We start from the raw sequence: 20,385 nt of genomic DNA, 5'->3' as shown, positions 1-20,385 counted from the left end.
AGATTATTACAAAAAACTCCTTTTTCTAAGGAGTTTTTTTCTATATGATATAAGTAGAGGTGCTTGTATGCGATTACACACGAAATTAATGTTAGGGATTTTTATATTAATCATCCTTATTGGCGGGATTTTTGAAATAACTTTTAAAAATATTATGGAATCCAATCTTAAACACGAAAAAGGAACGAAGGCCTTATCTGTGGCACAGTCCATCTCCAATATGCCAGAGATTCAAAAAGCTTTTTCTAGTTCCGACCCGGCAGCCATTATTCAACCTCTAGCAGAAAAAATAAGAAAACAGGTGGGTGCGGAATTTATTGTTATCGGAAATCGAAACGAAATACGCTATTCCCACCCAGATCCTAACCGAATAGGACAAAAAATGGTTGGCGGGGATAATGCTCAGGTTTTTAAAGGAGAATCGGTCATCTCTGAATCAATTGGAACTCTAGGACCATCTCTACGGGGAAAAGCTCCTATTATAAGCGCTGGTAAAATAATTGGTGTCGTTTCAGTAGGGTATCTTCAAACGGATATTGAAAAAGAAGTGGCAAAGATAAGAAGTAAAATTTTTATCACAACAATGATTATTTTACTAGGAGGATTACTAGCCGCACTATTAATCTCTTTAAATATTAAACGAGCGATTTTCGGACTGGAACCGAAAGAAATTGCTTGGATGTACCAGGAGAAACATGCCATTTTAGAATCTATCCATGAGGGGATCATCGCCATTGATACGGGCGGGCGAATTACAGTTGTCAATGAAACCGCGCATAAAATTCTCAATGTTCCGAGTGACGTGCTGCTCCGTGGCAGAAGGATTGATGATGTACTTGAAAATACGCACCTTTATGAGGTTGTTCGGACGGGACAAGCAGAGTATGATCGGGAATTGACCATTTCAGACGAGGTATTCCTGGTGAATCGTATTCCTATTTTTAATAAAAAGGAAGAGGTAATTGGGGCAGTTGCCAGCTTTAGAAATAAGTCAGAGCTTTCCAATCTGATGCAGGAATTGTCCCATGTGAAGGCATATGCAGAAGGCTTACGCGCTCAGACACATGAATATTCTAACCGATTGTATACACTTCTTGGCTTGATTCAGCTTGGAAACTATAAAGAAGCGATTGATTTCATTTCCAAGGAAGTGGATGTTACCCAAGGTTTCATAAGCTTCTTAATGAAGGAAATTCCTGACCCGATCATTGCCGGATTTATTTTAGGCAAGGCTAGTTTATCTAGCGAATTAAAAATTAATTTTACAATCGACCGCGAGAGCAGCTTTAGCGATGTCCCAGCGGAAATCAGCAGAGATGCATTAGTGACAATAATCGGTAACCTTGTTAATAATGCGTTTGACGCAGTCAGAGAAAATGAGAAGGAACAAAAGAAAGTTTCTTTGTTTCTAACGGACTTGGGAAAAGACCTGATTATCGAAATTGAGGATAACGGGAAAGGTATTGACACGAACATGGGTGAACAAATTTTTCAAGCTGGCTTTTCGACGAAAAGTCGTCACAGCAATGCCGGAATCGGCTTAAGTCTTGTTAAGGAATCGATAAGGGGATTAGGCGGAAATATTACCTTTTCTTCTCAAGAAGGTGAAGGGACAATTTTCACAGTAGCGATACCAAAACACAGGGGGTGTTTGAATGAAGCAGAACTCGGATATCGAAGTGTTAATAGTTGAGGATGACTTACGGATTGCAGAAATTCAAAAACGATTCATTGAACAGATTGCTGGTTTTCAAACAGTCGGAATTGCGGCTAGTTATCTAGAAGCAAAGACTTATCTTGATTTATTACAGCCAGACCTTATTTTGTTGGATGTATATTTTCCAGACATGAATGGCATTGATTTGCTTAAGGAAACAAAGCAGCATAGTAAACAAATGGATGTCATCATGATTACCGCCACAAAAGAGATTGATAAGGTTCAAGAGGCAATCAGCATTGGTGTGTTTGATTATATAATTAAACCGGTCGTTTTTGAGAGATTCAAACAATCGCTGCTGAGGTATCAGGAATTTCATACAAAGCTGGTAGAAATGAGGAATGAAAATCTCGATGTTACCCAACAGCAGGTGGATAAGCTTTTGCGAAAAGAGATCGAACGTTCAGTGAGCGACAAACTTTATCTGCCGAAGGGGATTGATCCGCTTACACTTGAAAAGGTTTTGGAGGTCCTTTCAAAGGTTGATTTCGGATTAACGGCAGAATGGGTAGCCAAAGAAATAGGCGCCAGCCGAACAACAGCCAGAAGATATTTAGAACATCTTATGGCCGAGGAGAAAATTGCCGCGGATATATCCTATGGAACCGTGGGTCGTCCTGAACGGGTTTATTTGGTTAAGGGGAATTTAAAACTACATAACCACCTATAAAGAAGAAGGCTCTAAGTAAACTGAGCCTTCTTCTTTCTTTAGGAAGGAGGTGCCTGACACCCATGTGAATTGTAATAATATTGCCAATATTTACACAGGGTGGGGTGTAAATTAGTTATATAATAAGGTTAAATCTTCATATTCGGCACGATTGGATGTAAATGTGGCCGGTTTTTTTGTAATGGATTATGAAGGAGGGGTATAGAACATGAAATGTTTAATTGTGTATTGCTCATCCCATGGGACTACAGAAAAAGCAGTTGGATTTTTAATTGAAGGTCTTGATGGTAAAGTTTTCGCGGTGGATTTGAAACGGGACAAAGAAAAGTTGGATCTGACTAAATTTGATACCGTTATCATTGGCGGCTCGATTCATGCAGGGAATATTCAACGGAAAATAAAACAGTTTATTAGAAACAACCTGGATACCCTTTTAGAAAAAAACATCGGCCTTTTTCTTTGCTGCATGCAGGATGGGGAGACCGCCATTGAGCAATTTAATAACGCCTTTCCACAAGAATTGCGCAAAAATTCCGCCGCCATGGGGTTATTTGGCGGAGAATTTCTCTTATCAGAAATGAACTTTCTAGAAAAACAAATTGTCAAAAAAGTGAGCGGTGCAACCATCGATCAATCCAATTTAGATTATGAGGCCATCAAGGAATTTGCATCCAAATTAAATCATATGAAAAGCCTTGTTTAGTTATTCTATTGTGTTAATGGTGATTATTTGCTCATCTCTATTCTGAATGAAGAAATGAGTGATATTTGATGGACTCTAAAATGAAATCCTCTTATCTAATGACATTTATTATCGTTATGCTGACGTTAATTGCTGCAGCAGGTGGTCTTTTTATTGACGAATTGTATAAGGATACCAACAGTTTTGCTTTAGGTGCATGGTATGCCAATGATATTATTTTACTCATTGTCGGGTTGCCGCTTTTGATTGCAGCATTGGTCCTATCGATAAGGGGTTCTCTTAGAGGACAGTTAGTTTGGTTAGGAATGCTTAATTTTACGATCTATAATTATTCTTACTATCTTTTTGGTGCTGCATTAAACGCCTTTTTTCTGATTTATGCCGCCTTGTTCACTTTGTCGATGTATTCTCTTATTTTCGGTTTAGTTTTTTTAGATTACAACAAAATTGAGAAGTCATTTAAGAAGAAAACGCCTGTAAAAGGGATTAGCATTTTTATGATCCTATTAGCAGTCACCCTAGGGGGAGCATGGATTGCCCAGTGGGTAAATTTTGTTCTTACCGGTAATCCCCCACAAATTATGATTAATTTACATGCGACCAACAACCTGGTTGCCACATTAGATTTAACATTCGTGGTTCCGTTATGCATTGTGGCAGCCTATTACCTTTGGATCCGGAAGCCTGTTGGATATGTTCTAACAATCATGTTAAATGTTAAGGGATTTGTTTATAATCTTATTTTAACTTTTGGTTCCATTATCCAAGCACAAGCAGGAATTAAGAGTGCAATGGACTTAGTTCCGTTATGGGTGATTCTATGTATTGGCTGTTTAAGTACTTTTATTATTTTATTAATTAATATGAGACCAAATAGTAATAAGATATTAAAAAAGGTTGGCTGAAATGAACAATAAAAATAAATCACGAGAGCGTTGCTGCTTTTGCAGGACGTTTTTTTGTGTTCATTTGCAGGACTTTTATGCTATTTTTCGACGAGTTGCCCAATCGGATGGATCTTTTTGTCAAATTTTGCTTATAAAAAAGAGCAAGTTGGATAATAATGAAAAAGGTCTTAATACAACAAGGAAGAGGATTCAAATGAAGATTTGGTTTAACAGATGGTTTACAACGGTCTCCCATTACATTGATATGATTCGGGGCAATGAAGATAACCGGAAATTTATCATATATGGGACACATCCGAACAAAGATGCTCTATATTTACAAAATTGTGATTACGCCTTCGTCGAGCCAGAAATATCTGGTGAGGAATATATTAGTTTTTGTCTTGAATTTTGTAAGAAGCACGGAATTGATATTTTTATCCCACGGAAAGAAAATGTCCTCATTTCAAAAAGGCTAAGTGAGTTTGAGGCTTTGGGTGTTAAAGTGCTTGTTTGTCCGGATGCAAAGCTTATGGAGACAATGGATAATAAAGCGGATACCTATCAAATTTTTTCAAATGGGGCAGCCAATTCTCTACTACCGGATTATTATGTTGTCAATAATATTGATGATTTTAAGGTGGCATATAGAAAACTTAAGGAAAAAGGCCATACGGTTTGTTTTAAACCGGTGATAGGCGAAGGTGCCAACGGATTTCGGGTCATAATCGACCAAATCGTTTCGATTGAACAGTTTTTCAATCATGGAATTGGTTTCCGTATTCCCTATGCCCATGCCTGTGAAATTTTGAGCCAGCAAGATACATTTCCTGATTTAATGGTGTTGGAATACCTCGAAGGAAGTGAATATAGTATTGATTGCTTATCTTCCCATGAAAAATTGTATGCTGCGATTCCTCGGATGAAGGGGGATGGAAGAGTGAGGGAACTTGTGGAACAGGCAGAACTCATTAAATTAGCTCACGATTTTCATCAGGAGTTTAAATTGCCATATATATTTAATATTCAGGTAAAATACAACAGCCATGGTGTTCCAAAATTATTGGAAGTTAATCCGCGAATGAGTGGTGGAATGCATATTAGCTGTTTGTCAGGGATTAACATTCCGTACCAGGCCATTAAGATATTAATGGGCGAAGAGGTAGAGCTGGTCAAGCCAAGGTTTGGCATCCGGGCAAGTCATATTGAAAAAGAAATGATTCTGGAATATGGGGATATTAGTTAAGTAAATTTTTTGATCAAAAAAAGAGCAGGTTGGCATTTATCCGACCCGCTCTTTTCCTATTTTTATTTATAAAAAACTTTATCGACGTTATATTTTGCCTGTAATGTATTGATGATATAAGTTTCGTAAATTTCTCTTTCCACTGGATCTTCCACAACACATACGGCAATCCGATAAACTTCATCTCGATGTAACTTAATTGGTGAAACGGTATCTTCAAAATGTTTCTTTACGCGCGGGCGCAATTTCCTTGCTTTCCCTACAAATAAAAGTTCATCATTTGCGTTTGAAAATAAAATAATTCCGCCTTTGTCTCTGGGGATTTTATTATAATCAGTAAATCCATAAAGGCTGCTTATAGGTGCCTCCACTTTTTCTCCAACTTGATTTTTCTTGGTAATCACTATATCAGGATTAGGTATTTCAATTTTTATCATTAAGAAAATCGCTCCTTGCTTAAAATAAACGGTGTCCCCGTTTTGCTAACAGTTCATTATAGCACAAACTATCATCATTTATTGTTGACTTTCTTATTTTAACCATTTTTCATTACTCAAAACCGGTGAAGACTAACTCTTTGAATTTAATGTGTGTAAATAATGGTAGAAAATTATTCCTTTTAAGCAAAATAATCTTTCGTTGAGTTCGATTTTTAGTAACTTTCTATTTATAATAGAAGGTGACATAAAAAATTTAAGAGTGAAAGGGTGTTTTTATGGCTATTTCATTGTCTAAAGGTCAAAAGGTCGATTTAACGAAAACAAATCCTGGTTTATCGAAAGTGGTAGTAGGTTTAGGCTGGGATACCAATCGTTATGATGGTGGAAATGACTTCGATTTAGATGCAAGTATTTTCTTATTAGGTGCGAATGGAAAAGTAACTTCTGAAAAAGATTTTGTGTTTTACAACCAGCTTGAAGGCGGAAATGGTTCCGTGGTACATACAGGTGATAACCGTACAGGAGCAGGTGACGGCGATGATGAGCAAGTAAAAGTAAATCTTAGCGCTGTTCCCGCTCAAGTGGAGAAAATTTCTTTTGTTATTACGATTCATGATGGAGAAGCGCGCGGTCAGAATTTTGGACAGGTATCCAATGCATTCTGCCGCATCGTAAATGAAGAAACTAACCAGGAAATCATTCGTTATGATTTAGGGGAGGACTTCTCGATTGAAACTGCCATCGTTGTAGGAGAATTATACCGTCATAATGGCGAGTGGAAATTCTCTGCCGTCGGCTCGGGTTATCAAGGCGGATTAGCACGCATCGCAACAGACTTCGGCCTAAACGTTGGCTAAGATGTTGAAGACAAAAAGGACAAAAAGGTCGACTGACCATTTTGTCCTTTTTTTTTGTTTAAGATTATCTAAATGGACAGGGTTTTGGGTTTCAGGTATGGTGGAGATAACTATTTTATTTTGATTTGAGGATGGATTTAAAATGAAAATTTTGTTTAAAGCACAGGTTCTCGCGATTATTCTAGCAATCATTTGGGTTGTATGTCTCAATATATTAGCTTTCTTCGATCAGCCGGAACGTGCTCTTCAATACATCAATTGGTTTGTTTACGGATTGGCTGTGTTGCTAGCAATCATTTCTTTTCTATTGACCAAAAGTATAATCGGTCATAATTGGCTGGCTGTTCCTTTAGTGCTCATCCCTTATCTTATCATTTACTCACCTGTATTTAAGGGAATTATGTTAAGTTTGGTTAATGAAAGCTTCGGAATGATCATCAATTTCCTGGCGATATCCACAGGAACTATTTATTTAATGGCTATTTTGATCAGCATGATTTTCGGGATCATTTTCTCCAATCGGCAAAAAAAGGTATAGTATCGACAGCAAAGAGATAATTTAGTGAATAAACTGGATCTTATTATAAGAAATGGGAAAGAAAGTGGGGCAGTACGATGGAAGGAAAGTGGCTGATAGCCGATCGCGATTTAAATGAACGTGAGGGATTAAAATGGCTGTTAAAAACGTCTTCAATCCCTGTCACAAATATAGGATTGGCTTCTAATTACCGAGAATTTGTCGTTAGATTTGAACAAGGAAGGCCGGACGTTGTCTTAATCGAACTTGATATGATCTCTAAGGAGGATTGGTCAACTTTCCGTGACTTAATTCACATCTATAATCCGGTATTACTGTTAACTTCCGCAGAGGGAACCTTTGAAAAAGCTCGTCTCGCCATTGACATGCAAGCGTTAGATTTAATGATTAAACCTTTAGCGCCGACTAAGGTTACATCTGCTTTCCATAAAGCCTCAAGAAAACTTGGAACAAAAAATCCAGCAGACGGATTGCTCATTCCCAATACATATAAGGACATATCATATGAAGCGTTATTTATTTCGCAATCTTCTGATTCAGCAAATTTTCATATCGCGGCTTTTCAAACGGAAAGTAACGAAAAAATAAAATCATTGCATTCTTTCTTAAAAGAATTTCCTTTCAAGGGAGTCCAGGGTATTTTTGCAATGGACGATATGGTCGTGAGTATGTTTAAGGAAACAGGTCATCATTTATCAGAGCAGTGTCAAAAGGCAATGAGAAAATGGGAGGAGGAATTCTCTGACCCGCTTGCCATCGTTGTCCATAAAGGTAATTCTGCGGAAATGAGTTTGAATCAAAAATACCTCCAGACCCGAAAAATGCTGGATTTCACCTATTATAAAGGCTATCGCCAAGTAGTTGAATTCGAACAATCACCCGAATGGATTCATATTGACCCTTTTTTAGCACCTCCAGAACAAAGAGTATGGGTCGACATGCTAACCAACGCCGATTTAGAAAAAATAAAGAAGTGGCTATACGAGGAATTTTTGCAATTACAAGAACCATTTCCGGATCCAGGATTAGTAAGAATTCAGCTTACGAGTATTCTCGCCCAGGTGAGAAGATTTATGAAGACTAATAACTTAGACGAGAGCCAAAGCTATGAACTGGAGTACCGCTATATTTTCAATTCAATTTTGTACGACAAGGTTCTTTACCGTACGGTTCAAAATTTCATCTTATTTATCCAAAAGTTGTTTATCGGTGCAGCGAATAGCACCAGACATAAACAAGATCCGATTGAACGCGGCATATCCTTTATGGAAACTCATTTTTCCAATAGTTCACTCAGGCTCGAAGATGTGGCCCTGTATGTTGACCGAAATCCTTCCTATTTCAGCCATATGATAAATACTAAAACCGGTTCAAGCTTTACAGAATTATTGACGGCAATAAGAATGAAGGAAGCAAAACGCTTACTGATTGAAACGAACAAATCAATTAATGAAATTTCAAACCTTACAGGCTATCAAAATTCTAATTATTTTAGCCGGATGTTTAAGGAACTAACAGGTACTTCTCCAAGAGAATTTCGCATGAATAAGGTGAAGATGTTTAAAAGCGAGAAGGAGACCGACTGAATTTTGTTCATTTTTTTGGGGAGATATGGTGAAAAATAAAAGACAGTAATTATTAATTCTTTGTTTGTGTTCCTTAAAATAAAGGCAGAAGTGGACCTATCAGGAAAATGATTGGTTCATTTTTTATACAATCGAACATAAAGATAATATCTAATTTATAAAGATATTATCATTATTGAGGCAAAAAATCTAAAAAAATCATAATAAAACAAAAAGTATTATCTGTTTTCTAAGATTCCCTTTGTATTTTTCTGAAGATTTTATTTTTATAATAATAATAATAGATAAATAAAGAAAAAGGGAGTGGAATCGATGGAAACAAACACGGCAAAATCAAGAGTGATTAAAAATTATAAGGGAACTGAATTACATGCAAAAGGCTGGATTCAGGAGGCAGCACTGCGCATGCTGATGAATAATCTGGATCAAGAGGTGGCTGAAAGACCCGAGGATTTAGTCGTTTATGGTGGAATTGGTAAGGCTGCCCGTAACTGGGAGTCCTATGATGCGATCGTGAAAACGCTCCTTGAACTGGAGAATGACGAAACGTTATTAATTCAATCCGGTAAGCCAGTGGCTGTTTGGAAATCTCATAAGGATGCACCACGCGTGTTACTTGCCAACTCCAACCTGGTTCCGGCATGGGCGAATTGGGAACACTTCCACGAGTTAGATAAAAAGGGCTTGATGATGTATGGGCAAATGACTGCCGGCAGTTGGATTTATATCGGAAGCCAAGGAATTGTTCAAGGAACGTATGAAACGTTTGCCGAGCTTGCTCGTCAGGAATTCGGAGGAACATTAAAACACACGATCACTTTAACAGCAGGACTGGGCGGCATGGGTGGTGCTCAGCCGTTATCGGTAACCATGAACGATGGGGTATGTATCGCAATCGATGTGGATGAAACAAGAATCGACCGTCGGATTGAAACCGCTTACCTCGATGTGAAAACAAATGACCTTGAGGAAGCATTAAAAATGGCTCATGAAGCAAAGATCGCAGGTAAAGCATTATCGATTGGTTTATTAGGTAATGCAGCAGAAATTTTACCAATCATGATTGAAAAAGGTTTTAATCCGGATGTTTTAACGGATCAAACTTCTGCACACGACCCGCTAAATGGCTATGTTCCAATTGGTTTTACATTAGAACAAGCGGCTGTCTTACGAAAAGAAGATCCAGTTAAGTATGTAGAACTTTCAAAGCAAAGTATGGCTGTACATGTGAAGGCAATGCTTACAATGCAACAAAAAGGTGCGGTCACTTTTGATTACGGGAACAACATTCGTCAAGTAGCGAAGGATCAAGGTGTAGAAAATGCATTTGATTTCCCAGGTTTTGTTCCCGCCTATATCCGTCCATTATTCTGCGAAGGAAAAGGTCCTTTCCGCTGGGCAGCACTTTCAGGAGATCCTGAGGATATTCGTAAAATTGATGAAGCCTTGCTTCGCGAATTCAAAGATGATGAACATCTCTGCAAATGGGTAAAAATGGCTCAAGAAAAAATCAGCTTCCAAGGCCTTCCTGCCCGGATTTGCTGGCTTGGCTATGGTGATCGTGCCCGTTTTGGTAAAGTTATCAATGATATGGTAGCTTCGGGAGAAGTATCGGCACCAATCGTTATTGGCCGTGATCATTTAGATGCCGGTTCAGTAGCATCACCAAATCGAGAAACAGAAGCAATGAGAGACGGCAGCGATGCAGTTTCCGACTGGCCGATATTAAATGCGATGATTAATGCGGTTGGCGGAGCGAGCTGGGTTTCATTACATCACGGCGGCGGCGTCGGTATGGGTTATTCGCAGCATTCGGGAATGGTAATTGTTGCAGATGGTACAAAGGATGCGGAAGTACGTTTAGAACGGGTATTAACAACTGACCCCGGCATGGGTGTTGTCCGTCATGCCGATGCAGGCTATGAGCTTGCGATTAAAACAGCAAAAGAAAAGGGCATCAAAATGCCAATGCTTAATCAAGACTAAGAATGAGAGGATGATAGATTAATGAGTACACCAATTTTTATCAGAAATGCCTCTCAGCTTGTGACATTACAGGGGAGTTCCGATGCTCCCCGTGTAAAGGGCGAGATGTCTGAGCTTGGCATTATTGAGAATGGCAGTATTTGGATTGAAGACGGAGTGATTCAGGCTGTTGGTACAGATGTAGAGCTTTTTGAAAAATATTCCGGTCGCCTTGACGAGGCAGAAGTGGTGGATGCGAGTGGTAAACTGGTAACTCCGGGGCTTGTTGACCCACACACACATCTTGTATTTGCCGGCAGCAGAGAAAATGAGTTTAATATGCGACTTCAAGGTGCCACCTATATGGAAATCATGAATAGCGGCGGCGGGATTTATGCAACGACTAGAAGGACGCAGTCGGCAACACATGAAGAGCTTTTTCAAGAAAGCTATGAGCGCTTGAATCAATTTCTCCGCCACGGCGTTACAACGGTTGAAGCGAAAAGCGGTTACGGGATGGAATGGGAAACCGAATTAAAGCAGCTAGAAGTGGCCAAACAGCTAAACGACAAGCATGTGATTGATGTTGTTTCAACCTTCATGGGAGCTCATGCCGTTCCGAAGGAATACAAACAAAATCCAGATGAGTTTGTAAGATTGCTGATTGATGAAATGATTCCAAAGGTGGCAGAGCTCGGCCTGGCTGAATTTAATGATGTTTTCTGTGAACATGGTGTGTTTACACCAGAGCAATCGAAACAGATTCTTGAAGCAGGCCTGCGCTATGGCTTGATTCCGAAGATACATGCTGATGAAATTGAGCCCTATGAAGGGGCAGAATTAGCGGCAGAGGTTGGGGCCATTTCGGCGGACCATCTCTTAAAAGCATCAGAAAAAGGCATGAAAGCAATGGCTGATAAAGGAGTAGTCGGTGTGTTGCTACCTGGAACGGCATACTTTTTAATGGCAGAGTCCGCGAATGGTCGCAAAATGGTAGATTTAGGTGTACCGGTGGCACTTTCAACCGATTGTAATCCCGGCTCATCACCAACGGTTTCACTGCCATTTATTATGAATCTAGGCTGTTTAAAAATGGGGATGACACCGGCAGAAGTAATTACTGCCACGACAATTAATGCTGCCCATGCGATTAATCGCGGGCGTGAAATTGGCAGCTTAGAAGTTGGTAAAAAAGGGGACGTCACGATTTTTAACCTTGGGAATTATATGAAACTGCAATACTCTTATGGTGTGAATCATACGGATACGGTCGTGAAAAATGGTCAAGTGGTTGTCAGGGGAGGTCAGTTAGTTGAAGAGCTTTCTCTATCCTAAACTGAATCCGCCGAGTTTTACATGGGTAAGACCAGATGAAGGGGCCGAGGTTGCAAAGGTGCACGAGTGGATTCAGCCGCTTTCGGCTTCTTCTGATCCTGAGAAAAGTAAGGACACCGACTTTGTAGTTGTTGGTGTTCCACTGTCTCGCTCATCGATTAGCGCTTCGGGTGCTTCTGAATTTCCTGAGGCATTCCGCCGTGCTTGGAAGGGGTTCACAACGTATAATCTTGACGAAGATATCGATTTGTCGGAAATGACAGCAGTGGATGTTGGTGATGTAGCGATGCATGTTACCGATATCAAACGTTGCCATGACAATATCATCGCAGCGTCTACTGCACTTCATCAGCATTTTGAAACCTCCAAAATATGTGCAATTGGCGGAGATCATTCGATTACAGCGATGATGGTAAAGGGACTTCAACATGCGAGGCCTGATGAGAAAATTGGAATTCTACAGTTTGATACTCATTTTGATTTACGAGACATGTCCGATAACGGACCCTCCAACGGGACTCCCATGCGTAACTTAATTGAGAGTGGAATCGTTGAGGGAAGGAATATGTACAATATCGGCCTGCATGGGTTTTTTAACACAAAAGATTTGAAGAAGTATGCAGATGAAAAAGGCGTCAATTATTTTACACTTCGTGAAACACGAAAAAAAGGGATCGAAGAAACAGTGGGGGCCTGTTTAGAAGAACTTGCTGCAAAGGTAGATACTATTTATCTAACAGTCGATATGGATGTGCTTGATATCGCCTATGCACCAGGGGTACCAGCCTCAACGCCGGGGGGCATGACAACAGTAGAACTGCTAGAAGGAGTACTGGCTGCTGCCAAACATCCCAAAGTAAAAGCCATGGACATCGTCTGCCTGGATCCACTAAAGGATACATTCGCTCAACCCACCGTCAAACTTGGCACCCATGTATTCCTAACCTTTCTATCTGGAGTCATGCTTCGATAAAAATATTCGGTGTCAGGCACCATAAAAAGAAACTATTTAGCCAATGTCCACCCAACGTGGACATTGGCTTTTTTAGATTAATTTCCTTGGATTGGCGGATTTCGATTTTAATGGCGTTTGTTTTCATGCATGCTTTGTTCACTAGTGGTAGCTGCTCTATTTCCATGAAATTATTCTAATATTTGCACTGTAATTATTATATTATCTTGATGCTGTGAAATAATTTAGAGGAAATAAAGGATTTTGCTTTATTTTCGTGAAATTTAATAGGGAAGAATAACTATTTGGGGATGGTAGTATTGCATATTAGTAAATTTGTTACGCCTGAGATTATTTTTGGAAAGAATGCTATAAAACAGGTAGGGGATGCTTGTTTACGGCTTGGAGCTAAGAAAGTATTAATTGTAAGCGATTACGGAGTTGCCAATGCAGGATGGCTCGATAAAGTGATCTCTATCTGCAAAGAGTCATACCTGCCGTATGCAACCCATATTGATGTCACAATAAATCCAAAGGATACCGACGTAGTAAAGGGGTGTCGGGCCTATATTGAAAATGAATGTGACGCTATCATAGGTTTGGGTGGGGGGAGTGCATTAGATTCGGCAAAGGCTATAGCCATCCTCGCCACAAACGGCGGACAAATCAGTGATTATGAAGGGGTCGATAAAATAGAAAAGCCTCTTCCACCGATGATTATGATAATGACTACTGCCGGCTCCGGCTCTGAGGTGTCTCAATTCTCTGTCATCGTCGATTCGAAGCGGGGAAAGAAAATGAGCATCATCTCGAAAACATTGGTCCCGGATATTGCGATTGTTGATCCATTAACGCTTGTTACAAAAGACAGTAGCCTCACTGCGGCAACGGGTTTGGATGTCCTTACGCATGCAATCGAAGCGTATGTCAGCACGGCTGCTACACCGCTAACAGATGTTCAGGCAAAAAATGCCCTTTCCTTAGTCTCGAAATTTTTACGGCCCTCGGTGGCTTCGAAGACTAATGAAGAAGCAAAGGAAGCGATGGCCATGGCGAGTTTACAGGCAGGACTTGCTTTTTCCAATGCCATCCTTGGTGCTGCACATGCCATTTCCCATGCCATCGGCGGAAAGCTGCCGATTTCTCATGGAGAAATCAATGCCGTTTTACTGCCTTATGTAATGGATTTTAATTTTATTGCAGCGCCGGAACGCTTTTCTGATATAGCAGCTATTATGGGATTTGACCTAAGAGGAATGTCAGAGCGTGAAGCAGGAAATGCTTCCATTCAATTCGTTCGGGACCTGGCTGCTGATATTGGTGCGCCACAAAGATTAAGGGATGTTGGAATAACGGAGGATATGATTGATTGGGCCGGACAACTGGCACTTATTGATGCTTGTATGATTACCAATCCCCGCGATGTCAATCTCGAGCAAGTAAAGACACTTCTAAAAAACGCATTGTAAGAAGGTGAACCCCGTGCTTGAAGACAAGCAGGAAATGATTGCGCTCTTAACAGGAGTCAAATCATCGAAAAAAAACTATTATACCGAGTTGAAAACAACTGTTCAGCAATTAAGAAAGAAGAACATTCAACTGGAAATCATTAATGAAGTAATGAAAAGTATGAAAATAGACATGTCATTAGATGAAATGCTTCAAAATGTCCTTGATAAATTAAAGGGCCTGTTGCTTTGTGATCGGCTGAGTTTATTATTGCTTCAGAATAGTGAACTCATATTAACGAATGTATATCCTGAAGAAAATCGTGGTTTGAAAATTAACTCTGCGATACCGAATCGAAAGTCTCTCTACTGGTCTGCATTGTTAAACAAACAGATCATCTTTCATCAATTGCTAGACTCAAGTGAAGACTTTTTTGAACATGAATATTTGCTTGACCTTCAAATACATAGTGTGATTGTCCTGCCGATTTTTATAAAAAATAAAGGCATAGGTGTATTAAGTATCGGACGGCAAGACCCGTCTGAATGGGGTCATGATGACCTGTTATTTCTTGAACAATTGACCGACCATCTTGCGGTCAGCATTGAAAATACCCAACTGTACCATGAAGTTGTCCGCGGGAAGCAGCAATGGGAGGACACCTTTAAAGCTGTAGATGATATGATTATTGTTTTTGATAAAAATTTAAATGTCCTTCAATTTAATGATTCCGTTCGATCATTTTTTCAATTGAAAGAGCATTCTCCATCGTTTGCTATATTGCGGAAAGAATGTAAGTCGATTATCGAAGAAACGTTTCGTTCCCAAAGGACTGGATATAGAGATATCTTTTTTGAAAATAACTCCATATGTGAAACGTATACCTATCCGGTCCAGAACCATCAACATCGGGTGTATGGTGTAATTCTCTATTTAAAAGACGTAACCGAAAAACGAAAAATGGAGGCACAACTCCTCCATTCAGGTAAGCTTGCAGCGATAGGCGAGATGGCAGCTGGAATTGCCCATGAATTAAATAGTCCGTTAACTGCTATTCTGGGTAATTCCCAGCTTTTATTAAGAAATAAAGCAAAGGATGATCCTTCATATATCCTTTTAAACGATATTAAAAACTGCGGGGACCGCTGTAAGCGAATCATTAAAAGCTTACTTACTTTTTCCCGCCAGGATGAGTACATCTTTGGAGCCTTCTCATTAAACGAAGGAATAAACCAAGTTCTTAATTTACTAAGATACCAAATAGAAAAAAATGAAATTATGATAATACTTGAACTTGATGAGGACCTGCCTGAAATTGAGGGGAGTCAGCAGCAAATAGAACAAATCATTATTAATCTAATTTTAAATGCGAGAGATGCTTTAGAGGTGTCAGATAAAGGAAACAAAGAAATTACTATCATCAGCTCACATCAAGAAGATGAAGTGCAATTAACCGTCAAAGATAATGGAATCGGAATCGAAGAAAACAGGTTATCCGAAATTTTTCATCCATTTCACACGACAAAAGAAGCAGAAAAGGGTACCGGACTGGGTCTTTCTGTAAGTTTCGGAATTGCAAATGCCCATGGAGGTAAACTCGAAGTGAGCAGTATTGTGGAAGAAGGAAGCACCTTCACATTGCGATTACCATCTCATTTGTCTTATGAGCCGGAGGTCGAGGGATGACAAATTTACTAATAGTGGATGATGAAATAGAGATTGGAAACTTCTTGTCCCACCTTTTTAAATCGAAAGGCTTTAACGTTAAGGTAGTTAACAGCGGGAAAGAGTTCTCCAAAATCGATTTTTCAAGGAGCAACTTTCATGCAGCAATGATTGATTTAAAGCTCCCGGATGCAGACGGGTTAACACTCTTAAAAGATTTGAAAAAACAGCAACCCGCATGTAAAGCCGTAATAATGACGGGGTACAGTACGATTCACACGGCAGTTGAAGCGATAAAATTAGGAGCAAGTGATTATATCGAAAAACCGTTTGATGATATAGATATATTGGAAAAACAAATTGATCAGCTATTAATTTCAACGGGCAGCACCACCCGGCAGCAAATCAATGATCTAGCCAATAAAATCGGATTGATCATTGGAAAAAACCCTGGAATGAATCAATTAATAGAAACGGCATATAAAGTAGCCGGGAAAAATGTAATTGTGTTAATAGAGGGTGAAACCGGAACAGGAAAAGAGGTACTGGCGCGCTTTATTCACGAAGCAAGTCAACGAAATAACGAGCCCTTTATCGGGGTAAACTGTGGTGCAATTACGGAATCGTTATTAGAAAGCGAACTGTTTGGACATGAAAAGGGAGCATTTACGGGGGCATCGCATCTGCGGAAAGGTTTATTTGAAATTGCCAGCAAAGGAACATTATTCCTTGATGAGGTGGCTGAGGCCACTCACTCCATTCAAGTTAAACTACTTCGAGTCCTTGAAACAAGAGAATTTATGCGTGTGGGAAGCGAGAATACTCTTCATACCAACACCCGATTAGTAGCTGCTTCAAATGTAAACCTCCAAGAAGCTGTTCAGCAGAAGAAATTTAGAGAAGATCTTTTTTATCGCTTGAATGTGGTTCATTTAAATATTCCTCCATTAAGAGAAAGAAAAGAGGATATCCCTCAATTGATTCAACATTTATTACAGCGTCACACAAACAATTCGATCACATTTTCGGATGATGCCTTAAAGGTGCTTCAGGGCTATAGGTGGCCAGGGAATATTCGCGAACTTTCAAATTTTGTTACTAGGGTGGTAACTTTGTCAGATTCGGCCGATGCGATCATAACACCCGCCAATCTGCCATTGGCTATAAATGCAGGGACCCCGATTAAGCAGACAGAACAAACAGAACAAGCAGATTTAGAATTACATATGGAAGGTTTTTTGCAAAGCTGGGTCGAAAAAACTTTATCAGCTTTCGAACAAAAGGAAGAAATTGATTTGGAGGAAGTCTTAGCACAAATCAAACAATTAGAGTCTGTTGTTGGTAAGGCATTTATAAAGAGAACGTTAAAGGAAACTCATGGGAATAGAAGGGAAACAGCAAAACGATTACAAATAACGATGAGGAAGCTCAGATATATTTTAAATGAAAAGAATGAAAGCAGCTAAATAGATTAGTAAGAATGCTTAGAACCGACAGCTTGCATACAAAAAAGGCCTGCGATGAAAACCTGTTCGTCGCGGGCCTTTTCTTATTTATTCCCTTATAGGTGCTATTCCAATGTTAAGACGACTCGGCCGTTAATTTGACCGGTTTCCATCCGTTCGAAAACTTCGTTTATTTTTTCAAGCGGCTGAACCTCGATATTGGTTCTTACCTTACCTTGTGCTGCGAATTCAATCGCTTCTTGCAAATCTTTTCTTGTACCCACAATCGAGCCTTTTACCGTTACACCATTTAATACTGTATCAAAGATTGGGATTGGCAGGTCAGCATTTGGAAGACCGACGACTACTAATGTACCGCCTCTTTTTACAGATCCATAGGCTTGTTCGAAGGCTTTCTTGGTTACAGCCACACTAATGGCAGCTTGAACGCCGCCAACTAGACTCTTAATTTCCTCCGCAGGGTCAACCCGTAATCCATTAATCGTTTTATCCGCTCCTAATTCGGTGGCAAGTTCGAGCTTATCATCTTGAATATCTACCGCAATTACATTGAAGCCCATTGCCTTAGCATATTGAAGGGCCACGTGTCCAAGACCGCCAATTCCATAAATAGCAACCCAATCACCCGGCTTCGCATTGGAAACTTTTAATGCTTTATAAGTAGTTACACCTGCACAAAAAATTGGAGAGATTTCATGGAAATCTAGACCATCAGGAATTTTCACCACGTAGTTGGCCGGTGCTTTACAATATTCAGCATAACCGCCATCGACGGAGTAGCCCGCATTCTCTTGTGCCAAGCACAGCGTCTCACGCCCTGTTAAGCAATATTCGCATTCACCACAGGCTGAATACAGCCACGGAATACCGACACGATCGCCTACTTTAATGGAAGATACCCCTTCTGCCACTTTTTCGACGATACCAACACCTTCATGCCCTGGAATTAGAGGAAGCTTTGGTTTAACCGGCCAATCTCCATTGACAGCGTGAAGATCGGTATGACAAACGCCACATGCTTTAATTTTAACTAATATTTCGCCATACTCTAATTCCGGAACAGGTACTTCTTTAATTTCAAGCTTTTGATGATGCTCGTTAACAACGGCTGCCTTCATCATCTTTGTTTCTGGCTTGGTGTCATTCATAAGAACAACACCACTTTGATTTTCATTCGTACACATTACTTCCCATCTCCCTTGTAAATCGTATTCACATATATTAAATGCAAATATCGTGCCAACTATTAAAGCGCTTTCATTAGTGAAAATAATCAAAATACACAATCAATTTGCCGGAAAGTTGGCACGAGCCAGCCACTTTAACGGCAAATTGAAACAATTTTTCGTTATATGGTAACTCTTGGTGTCAGGCACCACAGAAAGCCGCTTTTCAGGTTCGTGCTAGGGGATGGATTACCATAAGCTCATTAAAAAAACCTTGAGTTTCAAGGTTTTTTAGTTATTAATATGAAAAAGTTTCTGCAAATCATTTACTTTTCTTTTTTGAATCACTTTTTTCCAATAATCTATTGATTAATATCGTAAGATTTTGATTTTGTTCTTTAAGTTCTAATAGTTCTTTTTTTAACTCCGAAAATTCATTAGATAATTTTTCCAGTTTTTCAGCTATTGAAGTCAACGATCCATTTTCTTTTTTATCAGCACCGTTGAGGAGATTTAGGATAGGAACTTGTGTACTATTACCAAGGTCCTTCGCAGAATTCTTTAAAGAATCATCTTTTAAAAGATTGGTTGCCGTGTTCATTAAAGCGCCCATATCAACGTTTTTCATTAATGCATTCATGTCAATATTGTTCATTAAAGAATTTATATCCAAGGAATTTTCACTATTCATTTGTGTTTTATCCATTCCCGTTAAAGATTTCAAATCAAAATTGTTCATTAAAGAATTTAAATCAAGTGGAATTGCATTTAAATTATTTGTGTTTTCGAGGGTATTATCCTGAGCTTCGATGTTGTCCGAATTCTTGACACTTTTTTCTTTCTTATTTTTAGACATATTTAATCCACCTTTTTAATTAAGGATAGTACTAAGTACCGTAAATTCTAAATAACTAATGCCTTAAAAATCAAAATCAGCTAATTTTAAGAAAAAACCTAGAAGATTATATCATTAATTAATAATCTTCTAGATTTCATGGCTCCATCAATTAGGAATTCCTTGAATAATAATCTCCATTCATATGCTAAACCGACTAAGGGTCTTGTAAAATAGCAATGATGGCATTATTAATCGGAGTTGTATCGAGGCCGAATAAGCTAGCTACAAGCAATGCAAGCAATAATAAAATAATCACGAGCACCTTGCCTAGTGTAGTAATGAAATTAGCAATATTCATTTGTTTCCCCCTTTCTAGATATGAATTTCAATTCAATAAGGGGCCCCTTACATAAATCATAGTATGTAAAACTGATGGACAAGCATAAACGAATGTCTTGTATAATTGAAAAAGGGCTGTCCAAATTTTAAGGATGATTGGGAAATAAACCTAAATTATTCCTCGGGAAAGCGCATGATTAGACAATTATCGATATTTAATACAAAATTGATTTCTATAAATATATAAAGGGGAAATTAAATAATGAACAAACAAGTAATCGTCTATACAACAAACGACTGTATCGAGTGCACGATGGTCAAAAAAGTCCTAACCGAAGAGGGAATAGTTTTTGAATCAAGGGACGTGATGGCGAATCCGGAATATCAGAAGGAAGTGGAGAAATTCGGCTTTCTTGGAGTTCCAGTGACAGTCGTTGAAAATCGTGCAGTCAAAGGATTCACAAATGAACTAAAGGAACTAATAGACCTAGCGAAAAATTAAGATTCAACTATCAATTCCACAAAAAAAAGTGGCTTGGAGGAAAATCCCCCAAGCCATTTTTCTG

19 protein-coding genes are annotated in these 20,385 nt (G+C 39.1%); 15 read left to right on the top strand and 4 right to left on the bottom strand.

What is annotated here, in order from left to right; genetic code table 11:
• Positions 1-67: 67 nt before the first annotated feature.
• From RCG22_RS04915 to RCG22_RS04895, 5 genes are all read left to right on the top strand, one after another.
• On the top strand, positions 68-1,693 hold the full coding sequence (locus RCG22_RS04915) for a sensor histidine kinase (RefSeq protein ID WP_308105974.1): 1,626 nt from the start codon (positions 68-70) through the stop codon (positions 1,691-1,693).
• The gene (locus RCG22_RS04910; RefSeq protein WP_308105973.1) at positions 1,656-2,387 is read left to right on the top strand and encodes a response regulator; all 732 of its coding nucleotides are present in this window, start codon (positions 1,656-1,658) and stop codon (positions 2,385-2,387) included. The genes RCG22_RS04915 and RCG22_RS04910 overlap by 38 nt, the downstream gene beginning before the upstream one ends.
• 208 nt (positions 2,388-2,595) lie before the next feature.
• Positions 2,596-3,090: a flavodoxin domain-containing protein gene (locus RCG22_RS04905; protein WP_308105972.1), complete on the top strand. Its 495-nt coding sequence runs from the start codon at positions 2,596-2,598 to the stop codon at positions 3,088-3,090.
• 80 nt (positions 3,091-3,170) lie between these two features.
• Positions 3,171-3,995, top strand: coding sequence for a hypothetical protein (locus RCG22_RS04900; protein ID WP_308105971.1), 825 nt, complete (start codon positions 3,171-3,173; stop codon positions 3,993-3,995).
• Between the two features lie 196 nt (positions 3,996-4,191).
• The gene (locus RCG22_RS04895) at positions 4,192-5,223 is read left to right on the top strand and encodes an ATP-grasp domain-containing protein (protein ID WP_308105970.1); all 1,032 of its coding nucleotides are present in this window, start codon (positions 4,192-4,194) and stop codon (positions 5,221-5,223) included.
• A 62-nt stretch (positions 5,224-5,285) separates the two neighbouring features.
• On the opposite strand, the gene RCG22_RS04890 is transcribed toward RCG22_RS04895, so the two are convergent.
• Positions 5,286-5,660, bottom strand: a complete 375-nt coding sequence (locus RCG22_RS04890; RefSeq protein ID WP_308105969.1) for a nucleotide excision repair endonuclease — start codon at positions 5,658-5,660, stop codon at positions 5,286-5,288.
• Between the two features lie 278 nt (positions 5,661-5,938).
• Here RCG22_RS04890 and RCG22_RS04885 point away from each other — a divergent pair, with 278 nt between their 5' ends.
• From RCG22_RS04885 to RCG22_RS04845, 9 genes are all read left to right on the top strand, one after another.
• Positions 5,939-6,520: a TerD family protein gene (locus RCG22_RS04885; protein WP_098261517.1), complete on the top strand. Its 582-nt coding sequence runs from the start codon at positions 5,939-5,941 to the stop codon at positions 6,518-6,520.
• A gap of 142 nt (positions 6,521-6,662) precedes the next feature.
• Positions 6,663-7,058, top strand: coding sequence for a hypothetical protein (locus RCG22_RS04880; RefSeq protein ID WP_166262663.1), 396 nt, complete (start codon positions 6,663-6,665; stop codon positions 7,056-7,058).
• 77 nt (positions 7,059-7,135) lie between these two features.
• Positions 7,136-8,644, top strand: coding sequence for a helix-turn-helix domain-containing protein (locus RCG22_RS04875; RefSeq protein ID WP_308105968.1), 1,509 nt, complete (start codon positions 7,136-7,138; stop codon positions 8,642-8,644).
• A 312-nt stretch (positions 8,645-8,956) separates the two neighbouring features.
• A complete protein-coding gene (hutU, locus tag RCG22_RS04870; RefSeq protein ID WP_308105967.1) occupies positions 8,957-10,630 on the top strand; it encodes a urocanate hydratase in 1,674 nt (557 codons plus the stop codon).
• Positions 10,631-10,651: 21 nt separating this feature from the next.
• Complete coding sequence (hutI, locus tag RCG22_RS04865; protein WP_308105966.1) at positions 10,652-11,944, top strand: imidazolonepropionase; 1,293 nt, start codon at positions 10,652-10,654, stop codon at positions 11,942-11,944.
• Positions 11,922-12,917: an agmatinase family protein gene (locus tag RCG22_RS04860; protein ID WP_308105965.1), complete on the top strand. Its 996-nt coding sequence runs from the start codon at positions 11,922-11,924 to the stop codon at positions 12,915-12,917. The genes hutI and RCG22_RS04860 overlap by 23 nt, the downstream gene beginning before the upstream one ends.
• Before the next feature lie 299 nt (positions 12,918-13,216).
• The gene (locus tag RCG22_RS04855; RefSeq protein ID WP_308105964.1) at positions 13,217-14,365 is read left to right on the top strand and encodes an iron-containing alcohol dehydrogenase; all 1,149 of its coding nucleotides are present in this window, start codon (positions 13,217-13,219) and stop codon (positions 14,363-14,365) included.
• A gap of 13 nt (positions 14,366-14,378) precedes the next feature.
• Positions 14,379-16,031, top strand: coding sequence for a GAF domain-containing sensor histidine kinase (locus RCG22_RS04850; RefSeq protein WP_308105963.1), 1,653 nt, complete (start codon positions 14,379-14,381; stop codon positions 16,029-16,031).
• Complete coding sequence (locus RCG22_RS04845; RefSeq protein WP_308105962.1) at positions 16,028-17,476, top strand: sigma-54-dependent transcriptional regulator; 1,449 nt, start codon at positions 16,028-16,030, stop codon at positions 17,474-17,476. Before RCG22_RS04850 ends, RCG22_RS04845 begins: the two co-directional genes overlap by 4 nt.
• 104 nt (positions 17,477-17,580) lie before the next feature.
• On the opposite strand, the gene adhP is transcribed toward RCG22_RS04845, so the two are convergent.
• The 3 genes from adhP to RCG22_RS04830 all read right to left on the bottom strand — a co-directional run bounded on the left by adhP (position 17,581) and on the right by RCG22_RS04830 (position 19,838).
• Entirely contained in the window at positions 17,581-18,594 is a 1,014-nt protein-coding gene (adhP, locus tag RCG22_RS04840; protein WP_308107093.1) for an alcohol dehydrogenase AdhP, read from the bottom strand.
• 370 nt (positions 18,595-18,964) lie between these two features.
• On the bottom strand, positions 18,965-19,498 hold the full coding sequence (locus RCG22_RS04835) for a hypothetical protein (RefSeq protein ID WP_308105961.1): 534 nt from the start codon (positions 19,496-19,498) through the stop codon (positions 18,965-18,967).
• Positions 19,499-19,694: 196 nt separating this feature from the next.
• A complete protein-coding gene (locus tag RCG22_RS04830; protein ID WP_308105960.1) occupies positions 19,695-19,838 on the bottom strand; it encodes a hypothetical protein in 144 nt (47 codons plus the stop codon).
• 243 nt (positions 19,839-20,081) lie between these two features.
• Between RCG22_RS04830 and RCG22_RS04825 the strand changes: the two genes are divergently transcribed.
• On the top strand, positions 20,082-20,321 hold the full coding sequence (locus RCG22_RS04825) for a glutaredoxin family protein (protein ID WP_308105959.1): 240 nt from the start codon (positions 20,082-20,084) through the stop codon (positions 20,319-20,321).
• The last annotated feature ends 64 nt before the right edge of the window (positions 20,322-20,385 follow it).

This window comes from Neobacillus nitrireducens, assembly GCF_030915405.1.
Taxonomy (GTDB): domain Bacteria; phylum Bacillota; class Bacilli; order Bacillales; family Cytobacillaceae; genus Neobacillus.
This window is presented reverse-complemented; position numbering and strand designations above follow the sequence as displayed.

Coding starts and splice junctions, on each gene's coding strand:
- RCG22_RS04890 (WP_308105969.1), bottom strand. CDS start 5,660: ATGATAAAAATTGAAATACCTAATCCTGATATAGTGATTACCAAGAAA.
- RCG22_RS04905 (WP_308105972.1), top strand. CDS start 2,596: ATGAAATGTTTAATTGTGTATTGCTCATCCCATGGGACTACAGAAAAA.
- RCG22_RS04875 (WP_308105968.1), top strand. CDS start 7,136: ATGGAAGGAAAGTGGCTGATAGCCGATCGCGATTTAAATGAACGTGAG.
- hutU (WP_308105967.1), top strand. CDS start 8,957: ATGGAAACAAACACGGCAAAATCAAGAGTGATTAAAAATTATAAGGGA.
- RCG22_RS04825 (WP_308105959.1), top strand. CDS start 20,082: ATGAACAAACAAGTAATCGTCTATACAACAAACGACTGTATCGAGTGC.
- RCG22_RS04835 (WP_308105961.1), bottom strand. CDS start 19,498: ATGTCTAAAAATAAGAAAGAAAAAAGTGTCAAGAATTCGGACAACATC.
- RCG22_RS04915 (WP_308105974.1), top strand. CDS start 68: ATGCGATTACACACGAAATTAATGTTAGGGATTTTTATATTAATCATC.
- adhP (WP_308107093.1), bottom strand. CDS start 18,594: ATGAAGGCAGCCGTTGTTAACGAGCATCATCAAAAGCTTGAAATTAAA.
- RCG22_RS04900 (WP_308105971.1), top strand. CDS start 3,171: ATGAAATCCTCTTATCTAATGACATTTATTATCGTTATGCTGACGTTA.
- RCG22_RS04895 (WP_308105970.1), top strand. CDS start 4,192: ATGAAGATTTGGTTTAACAGATGGTTTACAACGGTCTCCCATTACATT.
- RCG22_RS04880 (WP_166262663.1), top strand. CDS start 6,663: ATGAAAATTTTGTTTAAAGCACAGGTTCTCGCGATTATTCTAGCAATC.
- RCG22_RS04910 (WP_308105973.1), top strand. CDS start 1,656: ATGAAGCAGAACTCGGATATCGAAGTGTTAATAGTTGAGGATGACTTA.
- hutI (WP_308105966.1), top strand. CDS start 10,652: ATGAGTACACCAATTTTTATCAGAAATGCCTCTCAGCTTGTGACATTA.
- RCG22_RS04830 (WP_308105960.1), bottom strand. CDS start 19,838: ATGAATATTGCTAATTTCATTACTACACTAGGCAAGGTGCTCGTGATT.
- RCG22_RS04845 (WP_308105962.1), top strand. CDS start 16,028: ATGACAAATTTACTAATAGTGGATGATGAAATAGAGATTGGAAACTTC.
- RCG22_RS04885 (WP_098261517.1), top strand. CDS start 5,939: ATGGCTATTTCATTGTCTAAAGGTCAAAAGGTCGATTTAACGAAAACA.